Source organism: Solibacillus sp. GQ1, from assembly GCF_059758555.1.
The window spans coordinates 2,118,736-2,140,034 of sequence record NZ_JCAXEX010000001.1; the positions used below are offsets into that span (position 1 = coordinate 2,118,736).

The 21,299-nt window shown below is 40.0% G+C and carries 18 protein-coding genes and 1 other annotated feature; of the genes, 1 reads left to right on the plus strand and 17 read right to left on the minus strand.

Annotated features, from left to right (window positions below):
• Window positions 1–9 precede the first annotated feature (9 nt).
• The 9 genes from mreD to AC6CH1_RS10925 form a co-directional block, all read right to left on the minus strand.
• A complete protein-coding gene (mreD, locus tag AC6CH1_RS10885) occupies window positions 10–528 on the minus strand; it encodes a rod shape-determining protein MreD (protein ID WP_251686658.1) in 519 nt (172 codons plus the stop codon).
• Entirely contained in the window at window positions 528–1,445 is a 918-nt protein-coding gene (gene mreC, locus AC6CH1_RS10890) for a rod shape-determining protein MreC (RefSeq protein WP_498317467.1), read from the minus strand. Before mreC ends, mreD begins: the two co-directional genes overlap by 1 nt.
• Window positions 1,446–1,457: 12 nt before the next feature.
• Window positions 1,458–2,474 carry a rod shape-determining protein gene (locus AC6CH1_RS10895; protein ID WP_079528052.1) on the minus strand — a complete coding sequence of 339 codons (1,017 nt, stop codon included), beginning with the start codon at window positions 2,472–2,474 and terminating at the stop codon, window positions 1,458–1,460.
• 386 nt (window positions 2,475–2,860) lie between these two features.
• Complete coding sequence (radC, locus tag AC6CH1_RS10900; RefSeq protein ID WP_285848679.1) at window positions 2,861–3,562, minus strand: RadC family protein; 702 nt, start codon at window positions 3,560–3,562, stop codon at window positions 2,861–2,863.
• 11 nt (window positions 3,563–3,573) lie between these two features.
• Window positions 3,574–4,167 (minus strand): Maf family protein, encoded by a 594-nt coding sequence (locus tag AC6CH1_RS10905; RefSeq protein ID WP_498317469.1) that lies wholly within the window; start codon window positions 4,165–4,167, stop codon window positions 3,574–3,576.
• Between the two features lie 106 nt (window positions 4,168–4,273).
• Window positions 4,274–4,873, minus strand: a complete 600-nt coding sequence (locus AC6CH1_RS10910; RefSeq protein WP_251689987.1) for a translation initiation factor 2 — start codon at window positions 4,871–4,873, stop codon at window positions 4,274–4,276.
• A 207-nt stretch (window positions 4,874–5,080) separates the two neighbouring features.
• Window positions 5,081–6,328 carry a bifunctional folylpolyglutamate synthase/dihydrofolate synthase gene (locus AC6CH1_RS10915; protein ID WP_498317471.1) on the minus strand — a complete coding sequence of 416 codons (1,248 nt, stop codon included), beginning with the start codon at window positions 6,326–6,328 and terminating at the stop codon, window positions 5,081–5,083.
• Window positions 6,325–7,596: a bifunctional folylpolyglutamate synthase/dihydrofolate synthase gene (locus AC6CH1_RS10920; RefSeq protein ID WP_498317472.1), complete on the minus strand. Its 1,272-nt coding sequence runs from the start codon at window positions 7,594–7,596 to the stop codon at window positions 6,325–6,327. Before AC6CH1_RS10920 ends, AC6CH1_RS10915 begins: the two co-directional genes overlap by 4 nt.
• A 93-nt stretch (window positions 7,597–7,689) precedes the next feature.
• A complete protein-coding gene (locus AC6CH1_RS10925; protein WP_498317473.1) occupies window positions 7,690–10,332 on the minus strand; it encodes a valine--tRNA ligase in 2,643 nt (880 codons plus the stop codon).
• A gap of 57 nt (window positions 10,333–10,389) precedes the next feature.
• Window positions 10,390–10,695 (minus strand) — a binding site (T-box leader).
• A gap of 117 nt (window positions 10,696–10,812) precedes the next feature.
• On the opposite strand from AC6CH1_RS10925, the gene AC6CH1_RS10930 reads away from it, so the two are divergent.
• Entirely contained in the window at window positions 10,813–11,004 is a 192-nt protein-coding gene (locus AC6CH1_RS10930) for a YszA family small membrane protein (RefSeq protein ID WP_498317474.1), read from the plus strand.
• A gap of 52 nt (window positions 11,005–11,056) precedes the next feature.
• Here AC6CH1_RS10930 and AC6CH1_RS10935 read toward each other — a convergent pair whose 3' ends face one another.
• The 8 genes from AC6CH1_RS10935 to AC6CH1_RS10970 all read right to left on the minus strand — a co-directional run bounded on the left by AC6CH1_RS10935 (window position 11,057) and on the right by AC6CH1_RS10970 (window position 21,295).
• On the minus strand, window positions 11,057–11,644 hold the full coding sequence (locus AC6CH1_RS10935) for an alanine racemase (RefSeq protein ID WP_427708864.1): 588 nt from the start codon (window positions 11,642–11,644) through the stop codon (window positions 11,057–11,059).
• A gap of 63 nt (window positions 11,645–11,707) precedes the next feature.
• Complete coding sequence (gene hemL / locus AC6CH1_RS10940; RefSeq protein WP_251686643.1) at window positions 11,708–12,997, minus strand: glutamate-1-semialdehyde 2,1-aminomutase; 1,290 nt, start codon at window positions 12,995–12,997, stop codon at window positions 11,708–11,710.
• A gap of 1 nt (window position 12,998) precedes the next feature.
• Window positions 12,999–13,979 (minus strand): porphobilinogen synthase, encoded by a 981-nt coding sequence (gene hemB / locus AC6CH1_RS10945; protein ID WP_251686642.1) that lies wholly within the window; start codon window positions 13,977–13,979, stop codon window positions 12,999–13,001.
• Window positions 13,976–14,719, minus strand: coding sequence for a uroporphyrinogen-III synthase (locus AC6CH1_RS10950; RefSeq protein ID WP_251686641.1), 744 nt, complete (start codon window positions 14,717–14,719; stop codon window positions 13,976–13,978). The genes hemB and AC6CH1_RS10950 overlap by 4 nt, the downstream gene beginning before the upstream one ends.
• Window positions 14,709–15,641 (minus strand): hydroxymethylbilane synthase, encoded by a 933-nt coding sequence (gene hemC, locus AC6CH1_RS10955; RefSeq protein ID WP_498317476.1) that lies wholly within the window; start codon window positions 15,639–15,641, stop codon window positions 14,709–14,711. Before hemC ends, AC6CH1_RS10950 begins: the two co-directional genes overlap by 11 nt.
• Before the next feature lie 23 nt (window positions 15,642–15,664).
• On the minus strand, window positions 15,665–16,492 hold the full coding sequence (ccsA, locus tag AC6CH1_RS10960) for a cytochrome c biogenesis protein CcsA (protein ID WP_251686639.1): 828 nt from the start codon (window positions 16,490–16,492) through the stop codon (window positions 15,665–15,667).
• Window positions 16,493–16,631: 139 nt separating this feature from the next.
• On the minus strand, window positions 16,632–17,987 hold the full coding sequence (hemA, locus tag AC6CH1_RS10965) for a glutamyl-tRNA reductase (RefSeq protein WP_427708855.1): 1,356 nt from the start codon (window positions 17,985–17,987) through the stop codon (window positions 16,632–16,634).
• A 347-nt stretch (window positions 17,988–18,334) separates the two neighbouring features.
• Complete coding sequence (locus tag AC6CH1_RS10970; protein WP_498317478.1) at window positions 18,335–21,295, minus strand: vWA domain-containing protein; 2,961 nt, start codon at window positions 21,293–21,295, stop codon at window positions 18,335–18,337.
• Between the last annotated feature and the right edge of the window lie 4 nt (window positions 21,296–21,299).

The following is a 21,299-nucleotide window of genomic DNA, read 5'->3' on the forward strand; positions in this document are numbered from 1 at the left end:
TTTAAAATGCTATTGTGCCCGTTGAAATACACGAGCGTTAAGACAATATTTAAACGCCCATGCAAGCATTATCAAAAATAATAGATTACCAATTGTTGTCGGAACTAATCGATTCACTAGAAACGGCTGAAGCGCCATCGTTGTAAATTGGAGCATATAGAAAAATTCATATACAACAAATTCGAAAACAATCATTAGCAATAATGCCAAAATCGTAGAAAATACTAAATGTGGATGAACACGTTTTACACACCATGCCGCAATATAGCAGATAGCGGGATATAAAACCGTATAAAGACCAATAATATTAATATAAAACACATCAAAACAAAGTCCAAAAATAAGACCATAAATCATGGCTTTTTTTCGGCTGTAATAAATGGCTAGAAAAATTAAATATAAAATTAAAAAACGCGGAATCAAATAATAGATTCCTTCGCCCAACTGCAATGGGGAGAATACAGCAAATTCAGATTCAAGCAAAAACAGTAAGACAGCAACGAAGCCAATTAAAAATCGAGCGAGCATTACTCATCCCCCTCATTTTCATCGGCTGGTCCGTTTACTAAATCTTCATTTGTACTGCCGCCGTCAGAACCATCTACCGAAATTGTTTTGCGCTTAGCAATAATAACATGTTCGATCATTGAAAAATCTGCTGCTGGTTTGACATAGGCCATTTTCGTTAAACCGAAATCATCAGTTGTTACTTCTGTAATCTCTCCGATTAAGATACCTTTCGGGAAGATTCCACCTAGTCCGGAAGACAATACTTTTCCGCCTTCTTTCAAGTCAACTTTGGAATCGATACGCTTTAATAATAATTCGTTACGCTCAACGTCATAACCTTCTACTAAACCATGAATTTCCCTATTCTTTTCATCATGTACTACTGCAGATACACGATAGTTTTCATTATTCGTATAAAGCAATTCCACTTCTGAAGTATAAGGTGTTGCGATGACAATTTTACCAACTAGCCCTCGCGAAGTCATAACAGCCATGTTTTTTTCAACACCGTCTGCTGTCCCTTTATTTAAAATAATTTTTTCTTCCCACTGATCAGGGTTTCTCGCGATGACCGTCGCCTGAATTGGGTCGAAATCACGCAAACTTTCCTCGATTGATGCGAGTTCACGCAATGAAGAATTTTCGGCCTTTAATGTACTTACTTCCGCCTTCAGGACGGCAAAGTCTTCTAGACGCATCTTTAAGCGCTGGTTCTCTTCATACGTACTTAACAGCGAATCAATATTGCTAAAAATACCTGTTATGTAATTAGCCGGCTTTGCGACAAGCGATTGTGCAAAGCCAACTGTATCTTTAATAATTTTCTCGGGTAATGTTGCGTTATGACGATCACGTAAAGAGAAACCAATCAATGCCACTAGAAAAATCACGCTTACTAATAGGACAATTAATTTTTTATTAGAAAAATGTGGCACTGCCAGTCCTCCTTACTTCAATTGTTGCGCTCGAATTAAAGCGATGTTGTCTAATGCTTTACCCGTTCCGATCGCAACACAATCCAACGGATCTTCAGCAATAAATACAGGCATTTTAGTTTCATCGCTGATTACTTTATCTAAATTGCGTAATAATGCACCACCGCCTGTTAAAACAATGCCGCGCTCCATTACGTCTGCAGATAATTCAGGTGGTGTTTGTTCCAATGTTTTCTTAACGCCATCTAAAATAACTACAATAGCTTCATGTAAAGATTTTGAAATTTCGTCTGATGTAATTTCAATAGTTTTTGGTAAGCCTGTTAACAGGTCACGTCCACGAATTTCCATCGTTTCAGCAGGTCCTTCAGCACGTGCCGTACCAATTTCTACTTTGATGCTTTCCGCTGTACGCTCACCAATTGTTAAGTTATATGTTTTACGGATGTAAGCAATGATGGATTGATCCATTGCATCACCACCAACACGTACTGATTCACTTGTTACAATACCACCAAGAGAAATTACAGCTACTTCTGTTGTACCTCCACCGATATCTACTACCATCGAACCTGTTGGCTCCCATACCGGCAAGTTAGCACCGATTGCTGCTGCAAACGGTTCTTCAATTGTAAATGCTTCTTTTGCGCCTGCTTGACGGCTTGCATCAATAACCGCACGTTGCTCAACTGAAGTAATACCATATGGCACACAAATCATGACATTCGGTTTCTTCCAGTTAGAACCCGATGCTTTCATTGCTTCTTTTAAATAATATTGAATCATTGCTGTTGTAATTTCAAAATCAGCAATAACGCCATCTTTCATCGGGCGGATAGCCACGATTGAACCCGGTGTACGACCGATCATATTTTTTGCGTCGTTTCCGACTGCTACAATATCGCCTGTTTTTGTATTTTTCGCTACTACTGAAGGTTCACGCAATACAATTCCTTTACCTTTTACAAATACTAATGTATTAGCTGTGCCAAGATCGATCCCGACATCTTTATTCCCTAATCCAAACAAATTAAGTACTCCCTTTCTTATTAAAACAATTTCTAATTTATGATGCTAGCAAAATCATACGCTCTATTATAACGAATTACATCAAAAAATTATAGTGTTACAAGCACCGAATCGCGACTTTTGTCGAATGTTTTTTTCTACAACACTACTTTACTATTGTATTTCTATTTCTGTTACGAAACAAATAAAATTAATATGTAAGATTTAACAAAATCGCCACATGCTTATGACGAATATAACAAATAAAAGTTGCAATTGCGAAAATTGTCGACGAATTTTTAAATCCGTAATAATTGTTATCGCAATGTAATAATTCCTAATTATAAAATAACTACAAAATAAAAAGACAAACGCTTTAATACGTTTGTCCAATTATCTAGAATTCCCTAGAAATATCCCTTTTCCTTCATGCTTATAAACTGATGATCACCAATGATGACGTGATCGAGCAAATCGACTCCGACTATTTTGCCCGCTTCATAAAGTCTTGTTGTGACATCGATATCTTCAGGACTGGGTGTCGGAATGCCGCTTGGATGGTTGTGGGAACAAATGATAGAAGCAGCGGAACGTTTTACAGCTTCGCGGAAAATTTCCCGGGGATGGACGATGCTGGCATTCAAGCTCCCAACAAATATGGTTTGTTTATGGAGCACCTGATTTTTTACGTTGAGAAAAAGACAGACAAAATGCTCCTGCTGTAATGACGTCATATCCTGCATTAAAAAGGTCGCTGCATCTTCCGGCGAGCGGATCGTAAAGCGTTCTTCCAAATCTTTCGATGCGAGTCTTCTTCCAAGTTCGATCGCAGCAAGCAGCAAAACTGCTTTTGCTTCCCCTATTCCTTTAATCTCGGTCATTTCTTCAAGTGTTGCATGCTTTAAATTATGCAATTTTTCGAAGTTGATCAATACCCGATTGGCTACTGTCAATACAGACTCACTTTTTGTCCCGGTACCGAGCAATATGGCAATCAGCTCCTGATTCGAAAGACTTCTTGCGCCTTGGCGGATGAGGCGTTCCCGCGGGCGGTCTGCTTCATGAACGTCATGGATTTTCATATTCAATAACGGTTGTTGGACCGTCATTTACATCACTCCTAAAATGGTAGTTTTAGTAGTTGTAATGTAAGCATTTTTTGAACTAATGTAGCAATTGGTAACCCGACGACATTATTATAGTCCCCTTCAATACGGTCAACGAGCATGGCGCCACTCGTCTGTATTCCGTATCCGCCTGCTTTATCGAAAGGATCTCCTGTCTGAACATAGGCCTTGATCATTTGCGGTGAAACATCTTTAAATAGCACCGATGTTATTTCAACAAATGTATGCTCTGTTCCGTCCGCCAAAATAAGAGCTACAGCTGTCATCACTTCATGTCGATTTCCGGCAAGCTTCGTTAAATGCTCTATGGCTTCTTCCTCCGAAACAGGCTTGTGCAGTAGTTGGTCATTAAACACAACAATTGTATCCGCTCCGATAATACAATGATTAGGACATTTCTTAGCCACATCACGCGCTTTCAATAATGCCACTTCTGTCACATATTCATGAACCGTATCGCCCGTGACGCTTGTTTCGACAACATCGCTTGTCACAATCTCAAACGGGACATTCAGCATTTGGAGCAATTCCTTTCTCCTTGGTGAAGCAGAAGCTAATATAAGTTGTTCATTTGTAGTAAAATTCATTTCCAATCCTCCTACATACTATAGTAACTGAGAAATGGAATTTTGAACAACAGCCAACTCTATATGCAAATATACGAAAAACAAAATTTCATTATGTTTTCCACGATTAAAATGTTACTTTCAAGCAATCAAGACTCTCAAAATAATTTATAAACATATGCAGACGAACAACATTAGGATTCGTCGAAAGCTTTGAAACTTCTGTCATAATCCCTGTCCAGTCTTCCGGTACCTGTTTTTTGTCAATTGCTTTAGTATCCTCAGCCGAGAACAATTTCGGATCTTTCAATGTGACCGGCAGCTGGAGTTCTGCAGGATTAGGACAGCTGCTCGCAATCTTAATTTTTTTATAAAAACCGGTAGGCACAATTGTTAATGCCGTTTCCACTTTTTCTGTATCCAGTCGGGACCAGACAAAATACTGATCGCCCACTTTAACAACTGCTGCTTTATTTAACGTAGGATAAGTCCCCAAAAATTGTGCTGCACTATCAAAATTTGAAAAAACACCGTGCTGCAATGCAAAATACTGTTGCTGTACTTGCTGCTCCTCGGGTGTTTGAACAGTCGTCGGGATTGTTTCTGCAGCTTCTTCGGTTGTCGTAGGTAGTTGCAGAATAAAAACAAATAGTATGACGCCAGCAAGCCCTGTAATACTTCCAATGAACATTGCTTGAAAAATGGCATTATTCCTTAAAGCTTTCATTGTTGCCACAGCTCCATCTCTTTTTCATACAACAATAGCAAAATAGCGTTAAAAAAAGAGGAGACTGCTGTCGCCTTCCTCTAAAAAGTTTTCGATATTATTCTTCTTTATTTGCAACCCGATTTTCTTTTACGGCAATTCATCCTTTTCAAATTGACGCAGATCGCAATATGCACGCTTTATCCCGGGTTTGGTGCCTGGTTGGCATCAGTGCATATTTCGTCGAATTTCACTTAGTAAATAGAGTGAACCGGTAACAATTCGTACTGTTTCATCTATTACCGGTCGCTGTAAAAATTCGTTTACATCTTCTATTATTTGTTTTTCCTCCGCTCGACTAAGTTCGTAAAGGGTCATTGCCTGCATTGCCCGTTCATTATGAATATTGGCGAAATAAAAAGCGTCACCGACTTCTTCCAGTAACTTTAGAATTGTTTTGACATCCTTGTCCGCCAGTAAACCGATGACAAATTCGATTCGCTTGTTCGGAAAGTGCTCTTTTACCGTATCCACCAATGACTGAATACTTGCAGGATTATGTGCCCCGTCAAAATAAAGTTTCGGCCGGATTTGTTCAAAGCGCCCGGCAAGTATTGCATTGTTCACACCCGTACGGATTTTTTGAACATCTAGCGGCAAGTCAAATTTCTTTAAAACTTCCAGAAATGCAGTAATGGCCAATGCCATATTATGCCCTTGATGTTTCCCTAGTAGCTGACGCTGTAATTTGGATATATTTAGTTGCAGTAATGGATACTCATATACTTCGGTTCCTTCATTTTTTGAAACGAAAAAGTCGGTACCAAACTTGAATAATGGTACATTTTTCTGAACGGCTTCCTTTTCGAAAACTTCGGTAACCTCTTCTGTCATTTCCCCAATTACCGCCGGACGATTTTCTTTCAATATGCCGGCTTTATGATACGCTATACTTGTTAATGTATTGCCTAAAAAATTCGTATGTTCCAAAGCGATACTCGGGACAACCGAAACGATCGGTGTCACTACATTTGTACTGTCTTCTCTGCCGCCCATGCCTGCTTCGATTAATACTAAGTCCGGCTTTTGCTCAGCAAAGTATAAAAGTGCCACCGCCGTCAATAATTCAAAGTCTGTCAGTTTTCCGCTAAGTCCGGCTTTTGCCAACTGCTGAAACTTCCGGTCCATCTGCTCATTAGTGATTGACCGGCCATCAATCTGTATTTGATCATGGACATCTACAATACAAGGTGACATAAACTTCCCGACTGATAAACCGTATTCGCGAGCCATCCCTTCAACAAATGCCAATGTTGAGCCTTTTCCGTTCGTTCCCGCTAAATGGACTACATTCAGCTGTTTCTCAGGCTGTCCAAGCAGATTAAGTGCGGATTCAATCGCTTCTAAACCCGGCTTGATCGCTCGTTCACTTTCTACCTGCCAACGCTCTTTGTATAACTCCAGTAATGGAATCATGAAATCCACCCTCTTTCTGTAAACAGACTGCGTACTTCAGCGATAAAATATAAGGAGCCGGTAATAACGAGCAGCTCATCTTCAGCCAAATGATTCATTTCTTTTTCAATTAGCTCCTGCCAATTTGAATGCATAAACTTTTTTGAATGTGTGCTTTGTTCATAAAGTTGCTTCGCTGTCGCCGCGCGCGGCAAATCAATTTGTGTGAAGTGCATTTCAGATGCGACCTCATCCATTAATTTTATACTGATACCATGGTCCTTATCCTGTAAAGCAGCATAGACAAACTTCACTTTATGCTGTGGTGCAGTTTCCTTTAATGTATTAATGAGGGCAGTCGTCCCTTCCGAATTATGGGCACCGTCCAAAATAATATTGTCGTGCACTTTTTCAAAACGCCCTTCCCACTTTGCATGTTGCAAGGCCAATTTTACTTTTTGCGCATTAAAGGATTCAAGATATAAATATGCTGCCGTAATGGCAAGCGCGGCATTGGCCATTTGATGTTCCCCAGCCATCGCAAGTTCAATTTTGTCGATCATGATATTTCCTCGGTAGTCAAAATAAGCACCTTTTTGATTTTCCACATAAAAATGTTCACCCAACGTAAAGATCGGAGCATGGAGCTGTGCTGCCGTTTGCTGAATTACCGCCAGCGCTTCCACATTTTTCACTCCGACAATAACCGGCCTTCCTTGCTTAATAATTCCTGCTTTTTCTGCGGCAATTTCGGCATATGTCTCACCGAGCATATCCGTATGCTCAAGCGAAATTGTTGTAATCACACATACTTCCGGTGTCACAACATTCGTTGAATCCAAACGCCCGCCAATACCGGTTTCAAGCAATGCGATATCCAATGACTGCTCCGAGAAGTATTTTAGGGCAAGCAATGTCATAAACTCAAAAAAGCTTGGGAATTCCCCGCCCAATTTATTTTCAATAACTTCCGCAATTTCATTTGCAATACGCAGAAAGTCTTCATCGGAAATTTGCTGTTTATTGATTGTCACCCGTTCATTGGCACGCTCAAGATGCGGCGATATGAAGGCGCCGACCGTTAAGCCATGCTTGATTAAAATCTCGCGCGTTGCATTCAATGTTGAACCTTTTCCATTGGAACCTGCAAAATGTATGAATTTCGTTTTTTGTTCCGGATTGCCAAGTGCATCCAGGATAATCTTCGCCGACTGTAATGGTTCGCCTTTATATTGGCTTGCTTTTAACTTAAAAATAAAATCTGTGCATTGCTTCATCGTTTGAAACATTATTTCCTCTCCCTAAACGGCTAATATGTAATATATTTTATTATAGCTGAATTAAAAGAAAGAGGTACCGTTATACGGTACCTCTCTTTGGCATTACATATTTTTCAGTTCTGCAATGCGTTTTTCAACTGTTGCGTATTTTGCTTCATAGTCCGCCAGTTTTTCACGCTCTGTTGCTACTAATGCTTCCGGTGCTTTTGAAACGAAACGTTCATTCGATAGCTTTCCAGAAACTAATTTTACTTCTTTCGCCCATTTGTCGAGCTCTTTTTCAAGACGTGCGATTTCTTCTTCAATATTGATTAAGCCTGCAAGTGGCATGAAGATTTCTGCGCCTGAAACTACTGCTGACATTGCCTGTGCTGGTGCTTCAAGATTCGCCCCGATTGTTAAGCCATCCGGGTTACAGAATTTTTCAATATAGCCTTTGTTCACTTCAAGCACTGCCGATGTTTGTTCATCTTTTGCTGAAATCGTCATCGGTACTTTTTTGCTCATTGGTGTATTCACTTCTGCACGAATATTACGTACAGAACGGATAATATCCATTAATAGCTGCATATCGCCCGCTTCTGCTGTAAAGTTGAATGCCGGATTAACAGTCGGCCATGCAGCAACTGTAATTGACTCCCCTTCATGCGGCAAGTGCTGCCAAATTTCTTCTGTTACGAAAGGCATGAATGGGTGCAGTAAACGCATCGTGTTGTCTAAAACGTAAGCAAGTACTGAACGTGTCGTTAATTTAGCCGCTTCATCTTCACCATATAATGGCAATTTCGCCATTTCGATATACCATGAACAGAAATCATCCCAAATGAAATTGTAAAGTTCACGGCCAACTTCACCGAACTCATATTTATCAGATAATGTTGTTACACGGTCAATCGTTTCATTCAAGCGTGAAAGAATCCATTTATCCGCTGTTGAAAGGTTACCTGTTAAATCAATTTGCTCATATGTTAGGCCTTCCATGTTCATCAAAGCAAAACGAGAAGCATTCCAGATTTTGTTTACGAAGTTCCAAGTAGATTCTACTTTTTCTGTAGAGTAACGTAAATCCTGACCTGGAGATGAACCTGTTGCAAGGAAGTAACGCAATGAATCCGCACCATATTGGTCGATTACATCCATCGGGTCAACCCCGTTACCAAGTGATTTGGACATTTTGCGTCCTTCAGCATCACGAACTAAACCATGGATTAAAACGTCTTTAAATGGACGCTCGCCTGTAAATTCTTTCCCTTGGAAAATCATGCGGCTTACCCAGAAGAAGATGATGTCATAGCCCGTTACTAACGTATTTGTCGGGTAGTAGCGCTTGAACATTTCGGATTCTTCATTTGGCCAATCCATTGTAGAAAACGGCCATAAAGCAGATGAGAACCATGTATCTAGAACATCTTCGTCCTGTGTCCAATTCTCAGCATCTTCAGGTGCTTCTTTTCCTACATAAAGCTCGCCTGTTTCTTTGTTGTACCAAGCTGGAATTTGATGACCCCACCATAATTGACGCGAAATACACCAGTCATGAATATTTTCCATCCAGCGGTTATATGTGTTTTCAAAACGATTTGGTACGAAGTTTACTTTTTCATTTTCATCTGCTTGCATTTTTAATGCTTCTTCAGCAAGTGGAGCCATTTTTACGAACCATTGTTTAGAAAGATACGGTTCTACAACAGCATTCGTACGCTCTGAATGGCCTACTTGGTGTACATGTGGTTCGATTTCGATTAATACGCCTGCCTCTTGTAGATCTGCAACGATTTGCTTACGGCATTCGAAACGATCCATACCCGCATATTTACCAGCTAAGTCATTCATTGTACCATCTTCGTTCATAACTAAAATACGTTCTAGATTATGACGGTTCCCAACTTCAAAGTCGTTCGGGTCATGTGCTGGTGTCATTTTTACAACACCTGTACCGAATTCCATATCTACGTAGTCATCTGCAACGATTGGAATTTCACGACCTACGATAGGTAAAATAACTGTTTTCCCTACTAAGTGTGCATAGCGCTCATCTTCCGGGTGTACAGCTACACCAGAGTCACCCAGCATTGTCTCTGGACGAGTTGTTGCAACGCGTAATTTACCTGAACCATCAGCAAGCGGGTATTCCATATGGTAGAATGCGCCTTCTACTTCTTTGTGGATTACTTCGATGTCTGAAAGGGCCGTTTTGGCAGCCGGATCCCAGTTAATAATACGCTCACCACGGTAAATATAGCCTTTTTCGTATAATTTAACGAATACTTCTTTTACAGCATCAGATAAGCCTTCATCAAGTGTAAATCGCTCTTTTGAATAGTCTAATCCTAAACCTAATTTCGACCATTGTGCACGAATATGGGATGCATATTCTTCTTTCCATTCCCATGTTTTTTCAAGGAACTTTTCACGGCCAAGATCATAGCGGGAAATACCTTCCCCGCGCAATTTCTCTTCTACTTTCGCCTGTGTCGCAATACCTGCATGGTCCATACCTGGCAACCATAGTGCATCAAATCCTTGCATGCGTTTCATACGAATTAAAATATCTTGCAATGTTGTATCCCAAGCGTGGCCAAGGTGCAGCTTACCTGTTACGTTTGGCGGTGGGATAACGATAGAGTATGGTTCCTTATCGCTTGTTGGATCTGCTTCGAAAAATTTGCCTTTTAACCACCATTCATAGCGGCCGGCTTCAGTTTGCTGCGGATCGTATTTTGTTGGCATTGTAATTTCCGTCATGATGAATCTCTCCTTTGTCACCTTATTATTGGACATAAAAAAACTCCCTTCGTCTTAAAAAAGGACGAGGGAGTTAATTCGCGGTACCACCTTTATTTCCGATCGGGTTTAGTCAAGCGTTCACATTCCTTACCCACAAACGCTTTCTTAAAATTTAAAAAAGCGCAAGCAGTCAATATGCAGCGTTGGAATGCCCAATCGGCACTTCATTCGATAACGGTGTTTAACCGGATCCTAGCTACTGTTAGTTCACTAAGTCAGCTCCTAGGCTACCTTCTGCATGGTTGATGGAGAAACTTTTCAGCTACCGTTTCCTCTCTTGCCATCGATCTCATACGTACTCTTCCTAATCTTCGCTTCAATTATATAGTTGCACTTTATTTTAAGCTGTTTTTAATGAAATATCAAGCACGAATGGGGAATATACTTTAACACGTTATCTGCGCTCTTCACATATACTATGCAAAAGGAGTCTGGACATTGCGAAAAAACTACAATCCTTATTTATTGCCTCCATGGCTGCGAAAATTCCGTTTCTTTATGCGTCATTGTATTTTGCCGATTACGATTTTTCAGGCGATTCGAACGATCTTACTTCCGACAACGGGTGATATATTATTGCTGGCCATTCTAATTTTATTTACTTACTTATTACTCACAGATTTCATTTAAAATTCACAACAAAAAAATGTTCCGTAAGCTTCAATTCTTACGGAACATTTATTTATTTTTTCAATTGTATTTGCACGCGACTATATGCATCAGCCAACTGTTCCAGGAAATCAAGCTCATGGGGAACGGTTTGAGCCATCTGCGTTGATTCTACTTCTTTTTCCGCTTGAAGTCGGGGTTGTACTTCTTCTACAGGCTTTTCGACGACGATCTCTTCGACTGGTGCCGGTTCCTCTACTTCAACAATTGCTTGTACTTTCTTTTCCACATCACAATGGACTGCCCAGCTACATGAGCAGTAGCCATTATTCGGCTCCACTTTAATATCATTTATGCGAAGTGATACAGCTTCAATGTCATCGTTCGGAAAATCTACTGAAAAAGGCAGGGCATATTCGAAATAACCATGATCTTTTTCAATATCCATATGTTCGATATAGATACCTTCCTCAATTTCATCCTCGCGTGCTACATGATCAAATTGAATATTGCCTTTTACTACATAAATTCCTCTTACTACGACGGAATCTTCGCTAATCTCTTCATGCCATTTCGGTTCTACTACTATTTTAGAATTCTCTTGAACATTTCCTAATTGCTTTGGAAATGTAAATGTCTCTTTCATTTCCCACTGTTGCATAAAAAATCCCCTCCCTACGCTTACATTATGCATAGAAAGGGAATTTATGATTTATTTATGAGATTATCTCGCTAATTTTTCAAAGACATTATGGAATGCCTGAACTGTTTTTGCGATATGTTCTTCTGTATGCGCCGTTGAAATAAATAGTCCTTCAAATTGTGATGGCGGCAGGAAAATTCCTTCTTCGGCCATTAGTTTGAAGTATTCTGCAAATAGCTCTAAATCCGAACTTTTCGCCGATTCAAAATCGATTACATCTTCGTTTGTGAAGAAGAAACCAATCATCGACCCTGCACGATTCACTGTATGTGGAATATTGTATTTCGTCGCTGCCGCACGGAAACCTTCTTCCAACTGGTCACCCAGTTTGCGGAAGTATTCATATGAGTCTTTGTTCAGACGGCTTAATGTTTCATAGCCGGCTGTCATTGCAAGCGGATTACCTGATAATGTACCTGCTTGATAAATCGGACCTGACGGAGCGATTTTCTCCATAATTTCGCGCTTTCCGCCAAATGCACCAACCGGTAAGCCTCCGCCGATTACTTTACCTAAACAAGTAAGGTCAGGTTTAATTCCGTAATATTCCTGGGCACAGCCATAGTCTACACGGAAGCCTGTCATAACTTCATCGAAAATTAAAACCGTTCCATTCTCTTCTGTCAGTTTACGCAGCCCTTCAAGGAAACCTGGCTGTGGCGGAACAACACCCATATTGCCGGCAACCGGTTCTAAAATAACTGCAGCTAAATCAGCGCCGAATTTTTCAAATACTAATTTTGCAGATTCCAAATCATTATAAGCAACCGTTAATGTATTTTTGGCAATATCAGCCGGAACACCCGGTGAGTCAGGTAAACCAAGTGTCGCTACACCTGAACCTGCTTTAATCAGCAGTGAATCCCCATGACCGTGATATGAACCTTCAAATTTTAAAATCTTGTCGCGTCCAGTAAATCCACGCGCTAAACGTAGTGCAGACATTGTTGCTTCTGTGCCTGATGATACAAAACGAATCATTTCCACTGAAGGCAAACGGTCCATTACAAGCTTCGCCAATTTGTTTTCTGAAACAGTAGGTGCACCGAATGATGCGCCTTTAGCTGCCTGATCCTGAATAGCCGAAACAACTTCCGGGTGTGCATGTCCTAAAATTAACGGACCCCATGATAAGACATAGTCAATATATTCATTGCCATCAATATCTTTAATAACTGCACCTTTGCCTGAATCCATAAATATCGGATCCAAGTTTACTGATTTAAATGCACGTACAGGAGAGTTTACTCCCCCTGGCATTAAATCAACCGCTTCTGTAAATGCTGCTTTTGACTTTTCATAACTACGCATATTATTTTTCCTCCAACCAACGACAGACGTCTTTTGCATGATAAGTAATAATTAAATCGGAACCTGCACGCTTCATACCTAATAATGTTTCCAGTACAACCGCTTTTTCATCGATCCAGCCATTTTGTGCAGCTGCTTTTACCATTGAATATTCGCCCGATACATTATACGCTACAACAGGTAATGGGAAGCTGTTTTTCACATCACGGATGATATCCATATATGCTAATGCTGGTTTCACGATTAGGAAATCGGCACCTTCTTCAACGTCCGAAGTTGCTTCGCGAATCGCTTCCATTCGATTGGAAGGATCCATTTGATACGTTTTGCGGTCACCGAACTGTGGTGCTCCTTCTGCCGCTTCACGGAATGGACCGTAATAGCTTGAAGCGTATTTAACCGCATAAGACATAATCGGAATATGCTGGAATCCTGCTGAATCCAATCCTGCACGAATCGCCGTTACAAACCCGTCCATCATGTTCGATGGTGCAATAATATCGGCACCGGCTTTTGCTTGTGAAATTGCTGTACGCGCCAGCACATCAAGTGATGGATCATTTAACACTTGATCGCCTTCAATAACACCACAATGACCGTGATCTGTAAATTCACACAAGCAAGTATCTGCTACGACTAGAAGCTCTGGATGACGTTCTTTAATTAAACGTGTCGCTTCCTGTACGATACCGTGATCATGGAAAGCACCAGTACCGACTGCATCCTTTTCTTTAGGAATTCCGAAAAGTAATACCGCACGAATGCCTAAGTCTACAATTTCATCTACTTCAGCTGCCAAGTTATCTAAAGATAATTGGAACACGCCCGGCATTGAACTAACAGGGTTTTTAATATTTTCGCCTTCAATAATAAACAACGGATAAATAAGGTCTTCTTTTTGTAGGTATGTTTCTTTTACGAGTGCACGCATCGCTGCATTTTGACGTAAGCGACGGTGACGTTGGAAATATAGTTCTGTCATTTTGTCTGTTCCTCCAGGATGAGCTGTTCAATTACAGCTTGCATCGTATAGATTTTAGGTTGCACAATTGGCTGAACCCCGTATTTTTCAAGGGCTGCTGTTGTTACATGACCAATCGATGCAAATTTCACATTTTGCCAATCTACATGCGGCAAAATATGCTCAGCATAAATATCTACCGCAGAAGGACTGGCGAATATTACAATCGGATGTTTTTCTGTCAGTAGGCACTGTGTTAATTGCGAAAAATATTTTCTGCACGGACGTGTTTCATAAACCGTCCATTCATCCGCTCCAGTACCTTCATGAATCGTCTTTTTCGCCATCGATCCGCGCACAAATAAGGCACGTTCACCTGGCTCCATCGAAAATTCCTCCACAAATACATCAGCACTGTAAACAGTTGGCATAAAATGAATTTCATAGCCGTGCTCCTGCAATAAAGCAGCTGTCTTTTCACCGACAGCTGCAATTTTCATTGTGGCCGGAATCGTCTGTTCATGCCGTATACATTTATCGATAAAGCTTTTTACCGCATTTTGGCTCGTAAAAATGAGCCACTGATATGCAGGTAATTCACGAAAATAGTATTCATCTTCCTTAGAAACCTTTTCTACTGTTTCGATTAATGGATAATTATAAACTTTCCCGTCATGTTGCTCAATCAATTGCTCTACAGACCTTACAACCGCCGAGCCTGTAATAATTAATGTTTTTCCTAAGAGTGCATTACTCGGCATCTAACTCAGCCTTTACTTTTTGAATTAAGTCAAAGGCACCTTGCTCAGTTAATTTTGCGGCAACAGCTTTACCAACTGCATCCGCGTCAGTCCCTGTTAACGTTTCCTTATAAGTTACAGAAGCATCCGGTGCTGCCACTAAACCTGTTAAAGTAATTGTGTCACCGTCTACTGTTGCATAGCCGGCAATCGGCACTTGGCAGCCCCCGTCCATCGCAGCTAAAAACGAACGCTCGGCATGTGCTGTAGCCCATGTTGTAGCATCCGTTAATTTTGCCAGTTGCTCAAGCAGCTCCGCATCATCCGCGCGGCATTCAATCCCTAATGAACCTTGTGCAACAGCTGGAAGGCAAATTTCCGTATCTAAATATTCAGTTACGACTTCATCACTCCAGCCAAGTCGTTTCAAGCCTGCTGCGGCTAAAATAATCGCATCGAAATCTTCTGTTTCCAGTTTTTTTAGACGTGTATCAACATTTCCGCGAATCCACTTAATCTCAAGATCTGGACGTGCTTGTAATAATTGTGCGCTACGACGTAATGAACTCGTTCCAACGATTGCACCTTTTGGCAAATCGGCAAATTTCACATGACCATTTGAAATAAAGGCATCTCGCGCATCTTCACGTGGAGGAATACAGCCAATGATCAGCCCTTCAGGCAATACGGCAGGCATATCTTTCATCGAATGCACAGCAAAGTCGATTTCTTTATCATAAAGAGCTTGTTCGATTTCCTTAACGAATAGACCTTTACCGCCAACTTTAGAAAGCTGTACATCTAAGATGCGGTCGCCTTTTGTTACAATTTCCTTGATTTCAAAATCAAATGGTACGCCAGCTTCTTTCAGCTCATTAATAAACCAGTTTGTTTGTGTTAATGCTAATTTACTTTTTCGAGATCCTACAATAATTTTTCTCACGTTACTCCGACCTTTCTATTCTGCTAAACCCACAGATGGAAATTTGATAATTTGCTGCCGAGAAAGAAATTAATCACAACGAGTAAAAATAAATAAATATGCACCTGTGCATACACCATGCCGATTAATTTTCCTTTCCGATGCAGCAAAAAAATAATTAAGTAAACAATCGATACGATAAACGAGCCTAAAATTTTTACATCGAAAACGGAAACATTCTCTAATGTTAAAAATGCCCATTCTAACCCTAAAATTAAACTTATTAATAGCAATGGAATACCAATAATGGTCGATAAATTAATCCACTTAACCATTTGCTGTAAACTAGGCAATCGTGACCATAAATTCGTAAACTTTTTTTGCTTTAATATGCGATATAAAATTAAATACAGCAGCGAGAAGACAAACGCAACCGAAAAAGCGGCGTATGACACAATCGCAAAACTAATATGGATTAACAGCATTTCCGAAACTAATGAATCACCGACAATCTGATCATTCGTTTGCGGTGCAAATAAGTGAATTGTCATAAATACAAAGCTCAATACATTAATGAAAAACACCGGTAAATCAACTCGTACAATACAATGAAGGACGATTGAAAGTGTTGTTAAGAGCCATGCATAAAAGAATACCCCTTCATACAACGACAAAATAGGAAATCGTTTCGTTTCAATGATAAACAAGACGATAAATAAAGTTTGCAACACCCAGACGATGGAAACAAACCAGAAGGCTACACGCCTGAATTTTATATTTTTATAAAGGTAGTCTGAAAAATAAAGTACGATACAGAGCCCATAGAGAATGATCATGAGCTCGTATAATCTTGTCATTACCATTTCTGTCATATGCACCTTCTCCTGATGGAAACTTACTAAAAAAAGCGCTTTCGCTATCTATAATTTTACCATATAGATACGAAAACGCTTATGATTTATTTGAATAAAGTGCTTCAATAAGGCTCAATGTCTATTGGCTATTGTTCAATTAATAAGAGAAACCTGGTTTTAAGGTTACCTCTTGTGCTGCTTCACTGTTTTTAACTTCCGGGCGTAATTGCTGTACTTCTTGCTTCACTTCGTCTTCAATACCGAAGATTTGTTGGAATAATGCAAGCTGTGCTTCCGCATTTTTCTCGTTCGCAAGTTCTTTTGCTTGGAGAATCGGCGTTTTCAATAGCTGATTAATAATCGATTTTGTATGCTTGTTTAAAATTTTGCGTTCGCGCTCTGTTAAATTCGGCATTTTGTTTTCGATACTCATCATCGTTTCTTCTTGAATAGATGCCGCTTTTTTACGTAAGGCAGAAATAACAGGCACGACTCCAAGTGTATTAAACCAATCTTTAAATTGAATAATTTCCTCTTGAATCATCGCCGTAATTTCATTTGCCGCACGTTCACGCTCTGCCAAGTTGGCTTGTACAATTCCTTGAAGGTCATCAATATCATAAAGGAATATATTTGGCACATCGCCAATACGAGGATCTAAATCACGCGGTACCGCAATATCGACCATAAACAATGGGTCGCCTTTACGAAATTTCGCTACATCTTTCATCAAGTCATAATCGATGACATAGTCTGTTGCCCCAGTTGAACTGATTAAAATATCCGCTTCAAGCAACGTACATTGCAGCTCATTCATTGCTTTCGCATCGCCATCAAACTTCGCTGCCAAGTTTTGAGCTTTTTCAAATGTACGGTTAATCACCGTTACTTTTCCTACACCATTTCCGTATAGGTTTTGAATTGCAAGCTCACCCATTTTACCGGCACCTAAAATGGCTACATGCTTATCTTTTAAGGACCCAAAGATTTTTTTGGCAAGCTCCACGGCAGCATAAGAAACAGAAACAGCATTTTCCCCAATCGCTGTTTCGCTATGGGCACGTTTTGCGAATGTTACGACTTGCTTAAATAATTGGTTGTAAACTGTACCAGTTGTACCAATTTCCTGACCTTGTAAAAAACTTTTCTTTACTTGTCCTAAAATTTGCGTTTCCCCAAGCACCATGGAATCAATACCAGCCGTCACACGGAATAAATGGTTTAATGACTCATCTTCTTCACGGATGAATAAGTGATCCTCAAACTGTTCCATTGGTATGTTAAACCAGTTCGCCAAAAATTGTTTAATATAGTAGCGACCAGTGTGTAATTGATCAACAACCGCATAAATTTCAGTACGGTTACAAGTAGAGATTATTACATTTTCCAATATGCTTTTTTGGTTTTGTAGCGCTTCCATAGCATTCGGAAGATCCGATTCGATAAACGAGAGCTTTTCACGAATTTCTACTGGCGCTGTTTTATAATTCAGGCCTACTACTAATGTATGCATGAACCCCCACACCTCACACGTTCTAATTCATTGATTTTATTGTAGCATAATGACAGCATGATTCTAGTTTAGTTTGTGAACATGCTTTGAAAGTATTTACTAAACATACTTAATTAAATCCAAAAAACAACTTTTAAATTGTCATTGGATGTTTAAACCTTTGTATCTATACCCTAACTTCAGAAAAATACATCTTGTCACAAATAGCGCAAGATGAAGTCTTTTCGGAAAAGGATTTTGAATTGTTATATTAGAATTATTCTAATGTAAGTTTAACAAAGTTCGACATAGATTTCAATCATTCAAACCAAAAAAGAAGCCCACTTTATAAGTGAGCCTCTATTTTGTCACATATTATGAATTTTAGTCCCAATAACTTTTCCTGTTGCATCGAGTGCCTGGAATTCAACTTCTACATATAAATCAAATTCCGGGAACTCATAAAGGTTCGGTCGATGCATATAGCGCGAAGAACCCCGTGCCGGCAAGTCGTATTTAACATCTCCACTCGGTGATATAAATACAACGCGTACACCTTTTACATTGTCGCATCCTGTATTCACATCCGCCAAAATTGTTACTTTTGATGTTTCGATACGCACATCAGTATTGTTAAAGATTGTATCCCCTACTAGACAACTATTGTTCATAACAGGAGTTTTACATAAAATCGTTGTAATGATCGCCTGTAGAGAGCTGTGCAAGTTTTCAATCGATGTGATATTTTGATATGTGCCCTTTGTTTCGGATGAAATATCTTTCAGTAGTTTTTCATTTACCGTTGTATATGATCCAACCGAAACAGTGTGGATAGCAATGCCTTTTTCTCTTGCATCGTTCAGCACGTTAGTGAGTCCGCTGCTGTTTGAATAACCGTCTGTCACAAGGACAATGGCTTTACTTGTATACTGGTTTGTCGTGAAATTACTGATTGCTGTTTCAAGTGCTTTCACAATATTTGTCGATCGATTTTCGTTTTTATACGTTAACAAACTATCGATACTAGAAACGATATCCGCTTTGTCTGTTGCTTCGTGATTTGGACGATTATTGAAGCGATATACATGACTTGGGTTTGCCCCGATTTGTTTAATCGTTTGCTTCACTTTATTCGCTGTATAATTTTTCGCATCGCGCGCTTTCATCGAACCAGAGTGGTCTACAACAAACATAACTTCCGATTCAACGGAACATAAATTGTTTTCATAACGCGGGTTTGCAAAGATTTGTTCAGAGACTGTTGTATTTTTCAGACTTTGTACGACTTTATCATAACGTGGATCCAGATCGATCAAGCGTGCCTTAACCTGTGATTTACCATATAAAATATCGTCAAAGTAAACTACAGCAGATCCGCGGCTGCCTGTGCCGTTATTATAGTCTTTCGTATTTGTATCAAATGATACGACACGCGTTTTTCCGTTAAATGTTACTTCCACCGTTCCTTTATAGTCGGTAATAATTACCCCGCCTGGTGCGACAAGGTTTACGATTACCTTCGTATAACGGTCCATGCCATCCGGGCGCTGCTGCAGTTCTTTTCCTGCAAGCAATACTTTAATTTTCGCAGCGGCACCTTCCAGCTTCCCGATTACGTCCGCATAATCTTTTCGCAATAAGTTTTTGTCGATTTGACCTAAACGATCATACATTGCCTTAATGACCTCAACCGATTCTTCATGTGCTAATGTTACCTGATCAGCAATCGGTAGAAACTTATCTGTCAAATAAATAATGACCGCATGGAGCATTGAATCGAATGCTTCAGTATCTTCTTCACTCATAACACCTTGCAAATCATATGTTGCACGTCCCTCATTGTTGACCGTGTACATGACTTTAGCATTGCCGAGACCGCCCCAAGAAGACTCCTCTTTTGGTCCTTCGATCATATAGTCGAGAATTTGTTCGAATAGCCAAACCGAAATAATTTGTCCTTCCAGCTTTAGATCTGCATTCCCGTATTGAATTTCCTTGGAAGTAACCTGACCTTGTGTCAATTTCCCGTCAGCAGTTGTATAGTTTTCCCATTTAGACCCTGTCATCACTTTTAAATCCGGATCGTAATCTGAAATTGTAATAACCCCGTTTTGTGTAAATGGTACTGTCGTTGTCCCTACCAAACCTGAAGGCAATGCAGGTAATGGTTTTACCCCAGGATCAACCGTTCCTCCATTCCATTCCGTCTGTTCTGGATCAAACACTTCATAAGTAATACGCAATTCCGCTTTTGGCACATAGCGGACAGACGCTTCAATAACCTGATTTTTGTATGTGTAATACTTTTCTGATGGATTAATCATCTCAAAGCGAATTGTATCAACTACTGACTTCGTTAAAGCAGGAGCCGTTACATATACGCTAAGCTGTGGTCCATCGGTATAAACCGTTGTTGATTGACCGCTTGTACTTGTATTCGTTTCAGAAACTTTTGCCCCGGCTTTTGAAGTCACTTTAAATGCCAATGATTCATCATATGAAATGTCGTTGCCATAGCTATCGCGCAAATCAATTGTAATTAAAGTTGAATCCACTCCGTTTGCTGTAAGCTCTTCGTTTTCAACATTAATTTTTTTAACCGCTTTATAAACATCCGGACGTGTCGCTTTATCATCCGTGTTTTTACCAGGAGTTGTCGGAATCGTCACAGTACCGTTTTTACTCTCAACAAAGTTCACCGGTAATGTAATTTTATTGTTGTCTTTGCCGGCAGGTGTACTTGCCAGACCTTCGATCGCCAATTTCCCCTGCTGATTGATACGGTACATGAAGACCGCCATATCACCGCGATTAATGTTGCGCGTCGGCTTATAGTCTTCATATGTGCGCTTTCCGGTTGTACCTGTTGTAATTTCGTTCATATATAAATATCTGACTGCCTGGATCTCGGATAAATCGAGACCATTTACCGCCGCATAAAGCTTTGCAAAGTGGCCGCGGGAAATATTGGCATTGCGCTTCGACTTATTATTCACGCCATATAACGGAATATTCAAGTCACCATAATATTCATAGAGCATATCTTTATCATTTGTATTGAAGTGATAGTTTTTGTCCATCTTCGCTAAAAACTGCAGCATCTGCCATTCCATCACGAGTGTACCGGACTGGAACTTATTCCCTTTATATAACTGCAAATAATCATTATCTATTGTCCATTTGGCTGCTTTATATTTCGAATTTTTTTTCGCTATATCCGAAATTTGCTTGCTTGCAGCTTCCGTTTCCGCAGCACCGAACGGAAATACCACGGAAAATACTAGTAGGCAACTGAGCAGCATGGCCATTAGTTTCTTCATTTTACTCATGTTT

Excerpts from the sequence above, each read along its gene's own strand:
- mreD (WP_251686658.1), bottom strand. The coding sequence starts at position 528 with ATGCTCGCTCGATTTTTAATTGGCTTCGTTGCTGTCTTACTGTTTTTG.
- radC (WP_285848679.1), bottom strand. The coding sequence starts at position 3,562 with ATGACGGTCCAACAACCGTTATTGAATATGAAAATCCATGACGTTCAT.
- AC6CH1_RS10905 (WP_498317469.1), bottom strand. The coding sequence starts at position 4,167 with ATGAATTTTACTACAAATGAACAACTTATATTAGCTTCTGCTTCACCA.
- AC6CH1_RS10910 (WP_251689987.1), bottom strand. The coding sequence starts at position 4,873 with ATGAAAGCTTTAAGGAATAATGCCATTTTTCAAGCAATGTTCATTGGA.
- AC6CH1_RS10915 (WP_498317471.1), bottom strand. The coding sequence starts at position 6,328 with ATGATTCCATTACTGGAGTTATACAAAGAGCGTTGGCAGGTAGAAAGT.
- AC6CH1_RS10920 (WP_498317472.1), bottom strand. The coding sequence starts at position 7,596 with ATGTTTCAAACGATGAAGCAATGCACAGATTTTATTTTTAAGTTAAAA.
- AC6CH1_RS10925 (WP_498317473.1), bottom strand. The coding sequence starts at position 10,332 with ATGACGGAAATTACAATGCCAACAAAATACGATCCGCAGCAAACTGAA.
- AC6CH1_RS10935 (WP_427708864.1), bottom strand. The coding sequence starts at position 11,644 with ATGCAACAGTGGGAAATGAAAGAGACATTTACATTTCCAAAGCAATTA.
- hemL (WP_251686643.1), bottom strand. The coding sequence starts at position 12,997 with ATGCGTAGTTATGAAAAGTCAAAAGCAGCATTTACAGAAGCGGTTGAT.
- hemB (WP_251686642.1), bottom strand. The coding sequence starts at position 13,979 with ATGACAGAACTATATTTCCAACGTCACCGTCGCTTACGTCAAAATGCA.
- AC6CH1_RS10950 (WP_251686641.1), bottom strand. The coding sequence starts at position 14,719 with ATGCCGAGTAATGCACTCTTAGGAAAAACATTAATTATTACAGGCTCG.
- ccsA (WP_251686639.1), bottom strand. The coding sequence starts at position 16,492 with ATGACAGAAATGGTAATGACAAGATTATACGAGCTCATGATCATTCTC.
- hemA (WP_427708855.1), bottom strand. The coding sequence starts at position 17,987 with ATGCATACATTAGTAGTAGGCCTGAATTATAAAACAGCGCCAGTAGAA.
- AC6CH1_RS10970 (WP_498317478.1), bottom strand. The coding sequence starts at position 21,295 with ATGAGTAAAATGAAGAAACTAATGGCCATGCTGCTCAGTTGCCTACTA.